The following is a 12,986-nucleotide window of genomic DNA, read 5'->3' on the forward strand; positions in this document are numbered from 1 at the left end:
CATGGTGACAGCTTAATCGATCATGACCGCTGGCGGCGTGGATTGCCGTTATCCGGCACACGCTTGTCCGTGCCGGTGGCCGACAGGCGCAGGCGGAAGCAGCTGCCGCCGGCAGGCAGGGCGATGTGGTCAAGCGAGGCCTGGTTGGCGCGCGACAACTCGCGGGCGATGTACAGCCCCAGCCCGGTGCCGTGGCCGGAGGTGGTGAAAAAGGGCCGGAACAACTGCTGTGCCACGCGCTCGGGGATCCCCGGGCCACGGTCGGTGACGTCGATGACCGGGTGCTGATGGCTGTCCAGGTACACATGCAGGGTCACCCGCGCCGGTTCGCCCGGGATGCGCCCGTAGGTCAGGGCGTTGTGCACCAGCACGGTGAGGATCTGGTGCAGCTGGCGCGGGTCGACCAGGGCGGCGATTCGGGGCAATTCGCTGGTCGTCAACAAACTGTCCTGTTCCAACGGGTGGCCGGCGCGATAGTCCTCGACGAAATGGCGGGTCATGCCAATCAGCTCGATGTAGTCGGGCTTGGCCGGGTCACGTCGCGCCATGCCGAGCACGTTCTCGACGATGCCGTTCATGCGCTGGCCCTGCTGGCGAATGATCTGCAGCAGGCGTCGGTCGGCGGTGGCGACGTCGTCGGATTCCTCCAGCAACTGCACGGCGTAGTTGATCGCCGCCAGCGGGTTGCGGATCTCGTGGGCGAGGCTGGCGGAGAAGCGCCCGAGGGTGGCCAGGGTCATCGATTCGGCGCGCCGCGAGACCAGTGAGGTGTCGTCAAGGAACACCAGGGTCTGGTCGCTGCCGGCCAGCAGGCGGGTGAAGCGCGGTACCACCTCGTTCTGGTCGGCGACGACCAATAGCGGGTCCTCGTTGGCTTTGCCGGTTTCGCGCCAGATGGCCAGGCGCTTGGCCAGCTCGGGCAAGGCCATGCCCAGGTCACGGTTGCCTTCACCGGCATCGCCCAACAGCAGGTTGGCGGCTTCGTTGGCCAGTTGTACCCGGTTGTGGCCGTCGACCAGCAGCACGCCGGTGCGCAGCCGGCGGATGATCAGCTCGTTGACCTCGGTCAGGTGGGCGGTCTGCACGCCGCGATGCTCGGCCAGGTCGTAGCTGTCGCGCATCTGCCGGCCCAGCACGCTGGTGGTGGTGGCAATGGCGAGGTAGCCCACGGCGAACATCAGCGGTTCGGCCAGGGCACGGTCGCTGGCTTCCAGTGCCACGCTCCACAGGTGCTCGCCGATGATCCCGGCCACCGCGACGAATGCCGCCGCCAGTCCGAGCCGCGCCGGCAGTAGCAACGCGGCGGCACCCACGTTGAACATCAGCATCAGCGCGATGCCGGTGCCTACCGCGGGGATGGCGTGGATGGCCAGCAGGCCGAAAAACAGGTCACAGGCGATCCCGGCCAGGGCCAGGTTGCGCAGCTCGCCGCGATTGCGGAATGCAAACAGCAGCGCTGACAGGAAGACATACGACAGCGCGCCCGCCTGCGCGACCAGTTGGTGCCGGGGCGGGTCGATCATGTCGGCGACCGGGCCAAACAACACCAGCACCAGTAAGGACGCCTCCAGCAGCCGGTACAGGGTGCACAGGTACAGCTCACGGCGCAGTGCGTTGTCGGCGTCTTCGGCCGGGATGGCAGCGATGGTCAGTGGCAAGCGCGAGTCCCCGTTGCAGTCACGCGGAGTATAGGCAGATCGACCGGGGCTTCCAGATTGCGGGCGCCGATGGTCGATGACAGTATCGGACGAACCAAGGGGAAGTGACGTCGTTGTGGTGTCGTGCGCCCGGGCGGCAATGGCGCGGCCTTGAATGGATGCGGGGATGGGGATGAAACGTTTTCTGAAATGGGCGGCCGTGGCAACCGGAGCGGTAGTCGTGGTGATCATTGGCTTGTACGTGATCTCACGGGCACTGGGTCCGAGTGACCAGCACGAGCGCGCACTGGCGTTGATGAGCGACCGCGAGCCGGTCACTGGAACCAACGCGTTTGCGGCGTTGTGGCTGATGCCCTATGACATTCCACCCGAGAAGGTCGCAGCCATCGCGGCCACTGATGGGCGGCGCTTCAATGCTTTGTCCGCTCCCAACGGGCAGCCCGTCGATGCTGGATCGACGATGGCGAATTTTGCCAGCGTGGCGCAGGGACAGTTCACGCGGCGGTCGCGCGATGAAAGTGACTTGCCGATGTCGTGCCTGGCGGACCCGGTGGCCTGCCTGCAGCACGTCAGCGCCCGAGAGGCGGACTACCAAGGCTGGCGCACGCACAATCGGGCATTGATCGAGCGTGCGGCACTGGACGGGACCGATTACTACCGCAATCCGTTCGAGCCTGCCATTTATCGCCCGTCGCCGAACTTCAGTGTCGGCGCGCGGGCGCGCCGGGCCAGTCAGGCGCTGGATTTTGTTACCGGCGACCGGGAGGCGGCATTTTCCGGCGTCTGCCACGACATCAATACCTGGCGGCGCCTGGGTACGAACGCGGACACTCTGCTGGTGAAGGGGGTAGCGTCCGGCTTTGTTGATGGCTCCTTGAGGATGTTCGCTGAAATGCTGGCGCGCGCGCCTGCCGGCGAATCATTGCCGCCCGTCTGTGAGGCCGCCCTGGCACCGCCACGGCCGCAGGAGCTGTCGATGTGCGAAGTGATGAAGGGCGAATTTGCCTTCATGCGGTCCGGGCTGGCGGCGGCGGGCTGGCCTGACAGCAACCTGTTGTACGACCGCGACGGCACCTATATGCGCAGCGCCGCCATCATGGCGGTGGGCTGCGATGAAGCGACCGAGCGCGCGATTGTCAACGACCGCCCGTTGCCGCCGTCGGCACTGCCGGCAGCATTCGACTTCAGCTGCATCCGTAATCCGGTTGGCTGCATATTGACCCACGTCTCGGGCCCGGCTTATCAGGACTACCTGAAAAAGGCGCAGGAGACCGGCGCGAAGATGCGGCTGGGCTCGACGGTGTACTGGTTGCAGACCCATCCCCACGACCACCGGCCGTTGGCCGAGCGACTGGCGGCACGACCGGCGGAGCTGCACAGCCCGCAGCACCCGATCGAGATCGTCAACGGTGGGCAGGCCCTGCGCATCACGCTGCAGCGAGGCAGCGGGCGCCATTGGGACCTGCTGTTGTCCGCGCCGGCAGGGCAGCCAAGCGCCACCGCCGGAGCGCGCTAAGCAGGCTCTGGACCACCCGGTCTTCGCTCATCATTTCGCTTTTGTTCGTCATTCCCGCGAAAGCGGGAACCCAGCGCCTCTGCTTTCAATGACTTGAAGTCACTAGGCGGGCAGTTTTTGCTCACCCCGCCGCGATCGGCGACAATACCCGGCCCCCTCGCGCCGCGCCGTTTTTCGGTGGCCTCCGCGTGGGATGTCTTCCACTCCCCTCGGTGACGCATGAATTTTCACGAATACCAGGCAAAGCAGCTGTTTGCCGACTACGGCATTGCGGTGCCGGCCGGGCGCATTGCGCGCACTCCGGAAGAAGCGGTCGAAGCGGCCAAGTCCATCCCCGGCGACCTGTGGGTCGTCAAGGCGCAGATCCATGCCGGTGGTCGCGGCAAGGCCGGCGGCGTCAAACTCGCCCGGTCGTATGACGAGGTCAAGCAGTACGCCGCGGCGATGCTGGGCACCAAGATGGAAACCTACCAGACCGCTGGCGTCGAGTTGCCGATCGACACCGTGCTGGTGTGCGAAGGCACCGACATCGACAAGGAACTGTACCTGTCGGTGCTGGTCGACCGCAGCACGCAGACGGTGACCTTCATCGCCTCCGCTGAAGGCGGCATGGAGATCGAGCAGGTCGCCCGCGAGAAGCCCGAGGCGATCAAGACCGTCCACGTCAACTACGTGGAAGGCCTGCAGCCGTACCAGTGCCGCGCGCTCGGTTTCGATATGGGCCTGACCGCCAAGCAGTCCAACCAGCTGACCAAGATCATGATGGGGCTGTTCAAGCTGTTCCACGAGAAGGACCTGGCACTGGTCGAGCTGAACCCGCTGGCGATCCTCACCGATGGCAACCTGGCGGTGCTGGACGGCAAGATCAACTCCGATGACAGCGCCACCTTCCGCCACCCCGACCTGGCCCAGATGCGCGACATCCGCCAGGAAGACGAGGCCGAGGTCAAGGCCAGCCAGCACGACCTGAACTACGTGACCATGGACGGCAACATCGGTTGCATGGTCAACGGCGCGGGCCTGGCGATGGCGACGATGGACGTGATCTCGCTCAACGGCGGCTCGCCGGCGAACTTCCTGGACGTTGGCGGCGGCGCCACCAAGGAGCGCGTGACCGAGGCGTTCAAGCTGATCCTGTCGAGCGACGACGTGAAGGCGATCTTCGTCAACATCTTCGGCGGCATCGTGCGTTGCGACATGATTGCCGAGGGCATTATCGCGGCGGTCAAGGAAGTCGACGTCAAGGTGCCGGTGATCGTGCGCCTGGCCGGTACCAACGTGGAAGCGGGCAAGGAGTTGCTGAAGAACTCCGGTCTGGCCATCACGCCGGCCGACGACATCAACGACGGCGCCCGCAAGGCCGTTGCCGCCGTTGCCGCCTGACACCCTCACCAGGATTCGATACACATGAGCGTTTTGATCAACAAGAACACCAAGGTGATCGTGCAGGGCTTCACCGGCTCGCAGGGCACCTTCCACGCCGAGCAGATGCTCGAATACGGCACCCAGGTCGTGGGTGGCGTGACCCCGGGCAAGGGCGGCACCACGCACCTGAACCTGCCGGTCTTCAACACCGTCGCCGATGCGGTCGACCAGACGGGCGCGGATGCGTCGGTCATCTACGTGCCGCCGGCGTTTGCCGCTGACGCGATCCTGGAAGCCGCCGATGCCGGCATCACCGTCATCGTGTGCATCACCGAGGGCATCCCGGTGCTGGACATGCTGCGGGTCAAGAACGTGCTGAACGACTACGACGACGTCGTGTTGATCGGCCCGAACTGCCCCGGCGTGATCACTCCCGGCGAGTGCAAGATCGGCATCATGCCCGGCCAAATCCACACCGTCGGCAAGATCGGCATCGTGTCGCGTTCGGGCACCCTGACCTACGAGGCGGTCAAGCAGACCACCGACGTGGGCCTGGGCCAATCGACCGTCATTGGTATTGGCGGCGACCCGATCCACGGCTTGGACTTCATCGACTGCCTGAAGTTGTTCCAGGACGATGAGCAGACCGAAGGCATCATCATGGTCGGCGAGATCGGCGGCAGCGCCGAGGAAGAGGCGGCCGAGTTCATCGCCCAGTACGTGACCAAGCCGGTGGTGGGTTTCATCGCCGGTGCCAGCGCCCCGGAAGGCAAGCGCATGGGCCACGCCGGTGCGATCGCCTCCGGCGGCCAGGGCACTGCGGCGGGCAAGTTTGCCGCGATGGAAAAGGCCGGCGTGACCACGGTCAAGTCGCCCGGCGACCTGGGCGCGGCGATTGCGAAGCGTCTGGCGAAGTAATACGTCCCGACCGGTTGCGTCGGCGGTAAAGAAAGCTGCTGCGACCGATGGGAGCGACAGAGAAAGGCCACCTTCGGGTGGCCTTTTTCGTGGGGGCGAGCTGATCTGCTTCTGCCCCCTCTCCCGCTTGCGGGAGAGGGCTGGGGTGAGGGCGCTCGCAGCCCAAAGCCCCTCATCCGCCCTTCGGGCACCTTCTCCCGCAGGCGGGAGAAGGGAAGTTGCGTCTGGCCGGTAGGATTGCCACGATCACCGTCATATTCATCGAAGGAGCGCAAGGATGCGCGAGGGGCAGAAACGTAATTTCGCGCGTGCGTTACGCGGGACGATGACCGATGCCGAGCGGAAGGTCTGGTACCAGCTGCGGGATCGCAGGCTGCTGGACGCCAAATTCAGGCGGCAATTCCCGATCGGTCGGTATGTCGTGGATTTCGTCTGTCTCGATGCCGGTTTGATCGTCGAGATCGATGGTGGCCAGCACAATGGCTCCATGCATGACGCGATCCGCGACCGGTTCCTTCGCGAGCAGGGCTTTAGCGTGCTCCGGTTCTGGAACAATGACGTCTTGACCGACATCGGACGGGTGCTGGCGTGCATCTGCGAAGCACTGGTCCCCACTCCATATCCGGCAGAAGACTGACATGACCCAACCCATTCGCATCGCGCTGGCACAGTTCGACTTTCCGGTCGGCGCGGTGGAAGACAACGCGAGCCGGATCATCAAGCTCATCGGCCAGGCACGCGATGAGTACGGGGCCGACCTGGTGCTGTTCCCGGAGTTGGCGCTGTCCGGGTATCCGCCGGAGGACTTGCTGCTGCGACCGGGCTTCCTGGCCGACTGCGATGCGGCGATGCGGCGGGTCGCGCTTGCGGCGACAGGGATCACCGCGGTGGTGGGCTGGCCGGAAACGGCTGGGGCGGTGGTCTACAACGCGGCCAGCATCCTGCGCGATGGATGCATCGAGCGGACCTATCGCAAGCGTGAGTTACCCAATTACGCGGTGTTCGACGAACGGCGCTATTTCGTGGTCGACCCGGACGGCCGTGACTGCGTGTTCGAGCTCAATGGGGTCCGGCTGGGACTGCTGATCTGCGAGGATTTATGGTTCCACGAGCCGCTGGCCTCCACGATTGCCGCCGGCGCGGAGCTGGTGTTGTCGATCAATGCCTCCCCGTTCGAACGCGACAAGCACGGCCGGCGTGTCACGTTGCTGGAGGACGCGACCCGCGGTAGCGGCGTGCCGATTGCGTACCTCAACGGGGTCGGCGGCCAGGATGCGGTGGTGTTTGATGGCGACTCGATGGTGGCCGATGGCGACGGCCATGTGCATCCGACGGCGGCGGCGTTCCAGGAGCAATGGCTGGTGGTCGATTTCGACCCGGCGCAGCGACGTTTCCAGCCGGTGCTGTGGCCGCACGACGGCGATGAAAGCCGGGATGCGCTGGCTTGGCGCGCGGTGGTCTGCGGGACCCGGGACTATTGCCGGAAAAATGGCTTCGGCAAGGTCTGGCTGGGCTTGTCGGGCGGGCTGGATTCGGCCGTGTGCCTGGCCATCGCGGTGGACGCGCTGGGTGCGGACAACGTCACCGCCGTGCGGATGCCGTCGCGCTACACCGCCGATCTGTCCAACGACCTGGCGGCCGAGCAGTGCGAGCGGCAGGGTGTGCGGCTGTTGACGGTGCCGATCGAGAAGCCGTTCCAGGGCTACCTGGACGCACTGGCCGAGTTGTTCGAAGGCGAACCGGCCGACACCACCGAGGAGAACCTGCAGTCACGGACCCGCGGCGGGATCCTGATGGCATTGAGCAACAAGTTCGGCGGCTTGCTGCTGACCACCGGCAACAAGAGCGAGTACGCGGTCGGCTACGCGACCATCTACGGCGACATGGCCGGCGGCTACGCGCCGTTGAAGGACCTGTACAAGACCGAGGTGTTCGCGCTGGCGCGTTGGCGCAATACGGTCGGTGACACCACCGAAGGCAGCGGGGCGGTCCCGGTCGGGGCGGCTGCGGTGGGAGTAATCCCGGTCGGGGTAATCGAGCGGCCGCCATCGGCCGAGTTGCGCGCCGACCAGAAGGACCAGGACTCGTTGCCGCCGTACGACGTGCTTGACGCGATCCTGGTGCGTTACGTGGACCAGGAGCAGTCGCGCGGGGAGATCATCGAGGCCGGCTTCGATGCCGCCACCGTCGACAAGGTGTTGCGGCTGGTGCGGATCAGCGAATGGAAGCGCCACCAGGCCGCGCCCGGGCCGAAGGTGTCACGCCGCGCGTTCGGTCGCGAGCGCCGCTACCCCATCAGCAACGGATACAAGGGGTAGCGGGTCCCTTTAGTTGTCGAGCGCGGACTTCTCGCCGGAAAACGGGTTCAGCTTGCGCCAGTCGCTGGGGAAGTCGGGCCAGTTTCCGCTCAGGTACGGATGGTCCGGTGCATTCTGGGCCAGTACCCGGCGCGCGTCGGCGGCGAGAGTCTCGTTGCCCAATCCCTCGTAAGCGGATGCCAGCGTCGCTACGGCGTCGTTCTGGTAAATGCTCTGCGGGTAGGTTTCCAGCAGGTAGGTCGCACGATCGGCAGCGGCGACGTAGGCGGTGCGGCGCAGGTAGTACAGGGCCGTTTCCAGCTCGTGTCGCGCAAAGGTATTGCGCAGCTCGGCCATGCGGTCACGTGCATCGGCGGCATAGCGGCTGTTGGGATAACGGCTGGTGACGATCGAGAAGTCGTTGTAGGCCTGGGTCGGGGTGGCCAGGTCGCGGCGGCTGGCGTCCAGCCGCCAAACCTTCTGCAGGAACACCGCGTCGCGGTTGGAATTCACCAAGCCGCGCAGGTAGTACATGTAGGCGATGTTGCGGTGGGTCGGGTAGGTGCGGATGAAGCGGTCAATGCTGCTGATCGCCTCCTCATGCGCGCCGGACTTGTACTGCGCGTAGGCGGTCTCCATGAACGCCTGCTCGGTATACGGGCCATAGGGGTACTGGGCGATGAGGCCCCTGAAGGTGGTGGCGGCGACCGACCAGTTGCCGCTGATCATCGAGGCATGGGCCTTCTCGTAGAGCTGCTCCACCGGCGCGTTTTCCGGTGCGTCCTTTTTCTTGAACATTGAGCAGCCGGAGCCGACGAACAGGACAACCAGCATCAGCGAAAGCAGGCGAATTGGGGAGGAACGATCGGTCATGGTCGGGATCAACGGGCGCCGGAGGCACGAAGCGCCGATAATAGCAGTCCCGCGCCGTGTGCCCTTAACCGTGTCCATCCAATGAGCCAACCTGCCATCTCCCTGCAGGCCGTCGTGCCTGATGCCGCCGCCGGACGTCGCTTCGATGCGGTGCTGGCTGAACTGTTCCCGTCCTATTCGCGCAGCCGGCTGGCGAGCTGGATCAAGTCCGGAGAAGTCCTGCTGGACGGGCGTGAAGCGCGCCCGCGCGACCCGGTCCGCGGGGGTGAGTCCGTCGTCCTGCATGCGGTGCCCGAGGTCCAGACCCGTTCCGAGGCCGAGGATATCCCGTTGCGGGTGCTGTTCGAGGACGAGCATGTGATCGTGATCGACAAGCCGGCGGGCCTGGTGGTGCATCCGGGTGCGGGCAATCCGGACGGCACCCTGGTCAATGCGTTGCTGTTCCGGCACCCGGAGCTGAATGCGCTGCCGCGGGCGGGCGTCGTGCATCGTCTCGACAAGAACACCTCGGGGGTGATGGTGGTTGCGCGCAGCCTGGTCGCGCATACCGCGCTGGTGGCCCAGTTGTCGGCGCGCGACGTGCACCGGCAATACCTGACCGTGGTGTCGGGGGCGCTGGTATCGGGCGGGACCGCGAACGCGCCGATCGACCGCCACCCGCGCGACCGGATCCGGATGGCGGTGCGCGAGGACGGCCGCGACGCGATCACCCATTACCGCCTGCGTGAGCGCTTCCGTGCCCACACCTTGCTGGAGTGCCGCCTGGAAACCGGTCGTACCCACCAGATCCGGGTGCACATGGCACACCTGAAGCATCCGATCATCGGCGACTCGCTGTATGGCGGCTCGCTGAAGCTGCCGCGCGGTGCCAACGACGCGCTGGTCGAGGCGCTGAAGGGATTCAAGCGCCAGGCGCTGCATGCGGAGACGCTGGAGTTCGTGCATCCGGTGAGCGGTGAGCCGGTGCGCTGCAGCGCGCCGATGCCGCCCGACATGCAGGCGTTGGTGAAGGCCTTGCAGGACGATACCCGCGAAGCGGCCGAGCGGGAGCGCTGAGCGATGGCTGCGTGCCGGCCGAGCGCTTATCGTCTTGAACCCGTGAACGCGGCGGCACGTCTCCCTACGGTCGTCTTGGTGGCCGTCGGCGCGGACGTCGGCACTGATGGCCAGAATGGGCGGGCCCCGCCGTGAGCCGCGCCCTGTTGAAGGCCAATTGGCCCGCGCCGCGTGGCGTCCATGCTTTCACCACCTTGCGTCACGGCGCGGGCGGTTCGGTCGCACCGTTCGACACGTTCAACCTGGGCAACCGCGTCGCCGTCGACGGCGATGACCCGGAGCGGGTGGAGCGCAACCGCGCCGAGTTGATCGCGTTGGCTGGCTTGCCCTCGGCACCGCACTGGTTGCGGCAGGTGCACGGTGAGGGCGTATTCCGCGTCGGCGAGCCCCCTCACAACCAAACGGCGGGGCTTCCTCTCAGCTCTTTACACCCTTCGGGCGCCGCCGCGGGAGAGGAAAAAACGACCGAGCCCGAAGCCGATGCCGCGGTCACTTCCATGGCCGGTGCGGTACTCGCGATCCTTACCGCCGACTGCCTGCCGGTGCTGTTCTGTGCCGATGACGGCCGTGAGGTCTCGGCGGCCCACGCGGGATGGCGCGGTCTGGCCGGCGGTGTGCTGGAAGCCACCGTCGCGGCGATGCGGACGCCGCCTGCGCAAGTGATGGCATGGCTGGGGCCGGCCGCGGGGCCGGAGAACTACGAGATCGGCGTCGAGGTGCGCGATGCGTTCGTATCGCAGGATCCGTCCGCGGCCCGCGCCTTCACGGCGACCCGGCCGGACCATTGGCGAGTCGATCTGTACGCGCTGGCGCGGCAGCGGCTGGCAGCGGTTGGCATCGCGCCGGGCCGCATCCACGGCGGCGGGTTGTGCACGATCGCCGATCCGCAGCGCTTCTATTCGCACCGTCGCGATCAACGCACCGGGCGGATGGCGTCGCTGATCTGGATCGACTGAGCTCGCCGCCTGAGCGCACCGAGCGGATCCGGGAGCGCATCGGCCCCTTGGCATCCAAGCCATGCGCCGGCCCCGCCGCAAATCGACGGCTGCGGGGCGGAGTCCGTCAGCCAATCACCCGCGGCCGGGCAAGCCGCTTGAGGACAAACGGCTTGGGAGCCAGCGGCGCATCAGTCGTTGGCTGCCCGTCCAGGCGAAACACCGACACCGCCTGAATGAGCTGGCCGGCTTGCTGCTCCATGCTGCGCGCGGCCGTGCTGGCATCGTCGACCACCCGGGCGTTGTGCTGGGTCGCCTCGTCCATCTCGGTGATGGTCTGGCCGACCTGCAATATCCCCGCCGACTGCTCCTGCGACGCGGTGGAGATCCCGGCGATGATGTCGGTCACGTGACGCACGCTGGTGACGATGTCGCCCATCGTCCGGCCCGCCCGGTCGGCCAGCGCCCTGCCGCCAGCGATCTTGTCGACCGAGTCCTCGATCAAGCCCTTGATCTCCTTGGCCGAGGCCGCCGAGCGCTGCGCGAGCAGGCGAACCTCCGAGGCGACCACTGCGAAGCCTCGGCCCTGCTCGCCGGCCCGTGCTGCTTCGACCGCGGCATTGAGCGCGAGGATATTGGTCTGGAAGGCGATCCCGTCGATGACCCCGATGATCTCGGCGATCTTGTTCGATGCGGACTCGATGCCGTGCATGGTGCTGACCACCTCGCCGACGACCTCGCCTCCTTGCGTCGCGACCTCCGCCGCGGCGACCGACAGCTCGCGTGCCTGGCCGGCGTGCTCGGCGTTGCGGCGCACCGCTTCGGTCAGTTGCTGCATCGAGGCGGCCGCGGTCTCCAGGCTGGCCGCCTGTTGCGCCGTGCGCTGCGACAGGTCGTTGTTGCCGGTGGCGATCCCGGTCGCGGCGTCACTGATCGCCTGCGATGACTGCTGGATACCGCCGACGATGCGCGCGAGCTGCTCGGCCGTGGTGTCGGCATCGCTGCGTATCTGCGCGAATACGCCATGGAAATCCCCTTGCATGCGCGCGCCGAGGTCGCCGCGGGCGAGTGCGCCGAGCAGGCGCGATACCTCCGACAGGCTGTCGGCGTTGGCATCAAGCAGGCCGTTGAGCTGCCCCGCCAATTGGAGGAAGAACCCGTGCTTGCCCTCGGTGGCGATACGACCGGAGAGGTCGCCCGCGGCCGCCGCGCGCACCACTTGCGCGACCTCCTCCTCCACCGCCACCTCGGCGGTGCGGTCGTACCACTCCACCACATATCCCTGGCGTTGGTCGTCGGCATCGATGACCGGACTGATGGTCAGGCGCATGATCCGGCCGCCGACCTCGATCCGGGCCTCATGGCTGCCCGCCAGCCCGGCCAGCAGACCGGCCTGATGCTCGGGGTGGCGATGGAACGTGTCGATGCTGGTGCCGACCAGGTGAGCGGCGTCGAACTCCGGCAGGTCCCGGCGCAGTGCCTCCTGCGCGTCGCCGAGCATCCTCAGCAGCGGACGGTTGACGTACACGATGGTGCGGTCGCTGTCGGCGATCATCACATTGGCGGTGACGTCGTCCAGCGCGGTACGGATGCGCAGGTTTTCCGAGCCCAGGGCACGCTCGCTTTGCAGACGTTGCTGGAGTTGCAGGCTGCTGCTCTGCAGCGCCTCGGCGAGCGAGGCCCGGGGGAACGTCATCGCGGCGACATCGGCGGCGAGCGGACGCTCGTTGGCCAGGTCGATCGCCACCCGGGTCAACTGCTCGGGTGCATGGCCCAGGCACAACAGCTCGCGACGCATCTGCACGGCCATCACCACCAGCAGGCCGGTCTCCGCGACCACGTAGGCCGCATGCAGCACGACGATGCCGAAGCCGCTGCCGGGCGGAAAGGTGGGAAACGGCAGGCCACGGGCTTGCAGGTAGAAGAACACCACGTGGTGCACGGCGATCGCCGCCGCGGCGACCACGATCGGCACCCAGTCGCGGTAGTACAGCAGCAGCGCGATCAGCAGGATCACGCCGAAGTGGACTTCGACCATGCCGCCGGACTGGTGGATCATCACCGCCGACAGAACCATCAACACCAGCGCCACGCTCACCCGGCTGAGGCGGGTACCGGGGAACAGCGCGACCTGGCACGCGATGAGCGCGACGCTGGGCACGGTGATGACGAAGAACGGCAGCCACTGCCCGTGGTATACGGCCAGCGCCGCGGATACCGCACCCAGCAGCAGACCGACTCCCACGAACAGGCGGTCTGCGCCGGCGGCCAGTTGCTGCAGGTAGGCGTATCGCTCGCGTCCCACCCAGTGCGGCATTGAATCTGTGGACATCGTGATGTTTCCCATGGTTCGGCGGAGCTTGGTTCG

General features: G+C 66.5%; 10 protein-coding genes. 7 read left to right on the forward strand and 3 right to left on the reverse strand.

Going from position 1 to position 12,986, the window contains the following annotated elements:
• Window positions 1-20: 20 nt before the first annotated feature.
• Window positions 21-1,652, reverse strand: coding sequence for a sensor histidine kinase (locus ACW7G0_RS01410; protein WP_456989418.1), 1,632 nt, complete (start codon window positions 1,650-1,652; stop codon window positions 21-23).
• A 178-nt stretch (window positions 1,653-1,830) separates the two neighbouring features.
• Between ACW7G0_RS01410 and ACW7G0_RS01415 the strand changes: the two genes are divergently transcribed.
• The 5 genes from ACW7G0_RS01415 (at window position 1,831) to ACW7G0_RS01435 (ending at window position 7,775) form a co-directional block, all read left to right on the forward strand.
• Entirely contained in the window at window positions 1,831-3,174 is a 1,344-nt protein-coding gene (locus ACW7G0_RS01415; protein ID WP_456987181.1) for a hypothetical protein, read from the forward strand.
• 219 nt (window positions 3,175-3,393) lie between these two features.
• Window positions 3,394-4,557: an ADP-forming succinate--CoA ligase subunit beta gene (gene sucC, locus ACW7G0_RS01420; RefSeq protein WP_456987182.1), complete on the forward strand. Its 1,164-nt coding sequence runs from the start codon at window positions 3,394-3,396 to the stop codon at window positions 4,555-4,557.
• A 24-nt stretch (window positions 4,558-4,581) separates the two neighbouring features.
• Window positions 4,582-5,457 carry a succinate--CoA ligase subunit alpha gene (gene sucD / locus ACW7G0_RS01425; protein ID WP_456987183.1) on the forward strand — a complete coding sequence of 292 codons (876 nt, stop codon included), beginning with the start codon at window positions 4,582-4,584 and terminating at the stop codon, window positions 5,455-5,457.
• Between the two features lie 277 nt (window positions 5,458-5,734).
• Window positions 5,735-6,094 carry an endonuclease domain-containing protein gene (locus tag ACW7G0_RS01430; protein ID WP_456987185.1) on the forward strand — a complete coding sequence of 120 codons (360 nt, stop codon included), beginning with the start codon at window positions 5,735-5,737 and terminating at the stop codon, window positions 6,092-6,094.
• A gap of 1 nt (window position 6,095) precedes the next feature.
• Window positions 6,096-7,775 (forward strand): NAD+ synthase, encoded by a 1,680-nt coding sequence (locus ACW7G0_RS01435; protein WP_456987187.1) that lies wholly within the window; start codon window positions 6,096-6,098, stop codon window positions 7,773-7,775.
• A 9-nt stretch (window positions 7,776-7,784) separates the two neighbouring features.
• Here ACW7G0_RS01435 and ACW7G0_RS01440 read toward each other — a convergent pair whose 3' ends face one another.
• Complete coding sequence (locus ACW7G0_RS01440) at window positions 7,785-8,627, reverse strand: outer membrane protein assembly factor BamD (RefSeq protein ID WP_456987188.1); 843 nt, start codon at window positions 8,625-8,627, stop codon at window positions 7,785-7,787.
• 81 nt (window positions 8,628-8,708) lie between these two features.
• Between ACW7G0_RS01440 and rluD the strand changes: the two genes are divergently transcribed.
• Together rluD and pgeF are read left to right on the forward strand one after the other, a co-directional pair.
• Window positions 8,709-9,683 carry a 23S rRNA pseudouridine(1911/1915/1917) synthase RluD gene (gene rluD / locus ACW7G0_RS01445; RefSeq protein ID WP_456987190.1) on the forward strand — a complete coding sequence of 325 codons (975 nt, stop codon included), beginning with the start codon at window positions 8,709-8,711 and terminating at the stop codon, window positions 9,681-9,683.
• Between the two features lie 131 nt (window positions 9,684-9,814).
• Complete coding sequence (gene pgeF / locus ACW7G0_RS01450) at window positions 9,815-10,639, forward strand: peptidoglycan editing factor PgeF (protein ID WP_456987192.1); 825 nt, start codon at window positions 9,815-9,817, stop codon at window positions 10,637-10,639.
• Window positions 10,640-10,745: 106 nt separating this feature from the next.
• Here the strand turns inward: pgeF and ACW7G0_RS01455 are convergent, their stop codons facing one another.
• Window positions 10,746-12,950 carry a methyl-accepting chemotaxis protein gene (locus ACW7G0_RS01455; RefSeq protein WP_456987194.1) on the reverse strand — a complete coding sequence of 735 codons (2,205 nt, stop codon included), beginning with the start codon at window positions 12,948-12,950 and terminating at the stop codon, window positions 10,746-10,748.
• Between the last annotated feature and the right edge of the window lie 36 nt (window positions 12,951-12,986).

It is taken from the genome of Lysobacter sp. A286, assembly GCF_054052105.1.

Excerpts from the sequence above, each read along its gene's own strand:
- ACW7G0_RS01415 (WP_456987181.1), top strand. The coding sequence starts at position 1,831 with ATGAAACGTTTTCTGAAATGGGCGGCCGTGGCAACCGGAGCGGTAGTC.
- sucC (WP_456987182.1), top strand. The coding sequence starts at position 3,394 with ATGAATTTTCACGAATACCAGGCAAAGCAGCTGTTTGCCGACTACGGC.
- sucD (WP_456987183.1), top strand. The coding sequence starts at position 4,582 with ATGAGCGTTTTGATCAACAAGAACACCAAGGTGATCGTGCAGGGCTTC.
- ACW7G0_RS01430 (WP_456987185.1), top strand. The coding sequence starts at position 5,735 with ATGCGCGAGGGGCAGAAACGTAATTTCGCGCGTGCGTTACGCGGGACG.
- ACW7G0_RS01435 (WP_456987187.1), top strand. The coding sequence starts at position 6,096 with ATGACCCAACCCATTCGCATCGCGCTGGCACAGTTCGACTTTCCGGTC.
- ACW7G0_RS01440 (WP_456987188.1), bottom strand. The coding sequence starts at position 8,627 with ATGACCGATCGTTCCTCCCCAATTCGCCTGCTTTCGCTGATGCTGGTT.
- rluD (WP_456987190.1), top strand. The coding sequence starts at position 8,709 with ATGAGCCAACCTGCCATCTCCCTGCAGGCCGTCGTGCCTGATGCCGCC.
- ACW7G0_RS01455 (WP_456987194.1), bottom strand. The coding sequence starts at position 12,950 with ATGTCCACAGATTCAATGCCGCACTGGGTGGGACGCGAGCGATACGCC.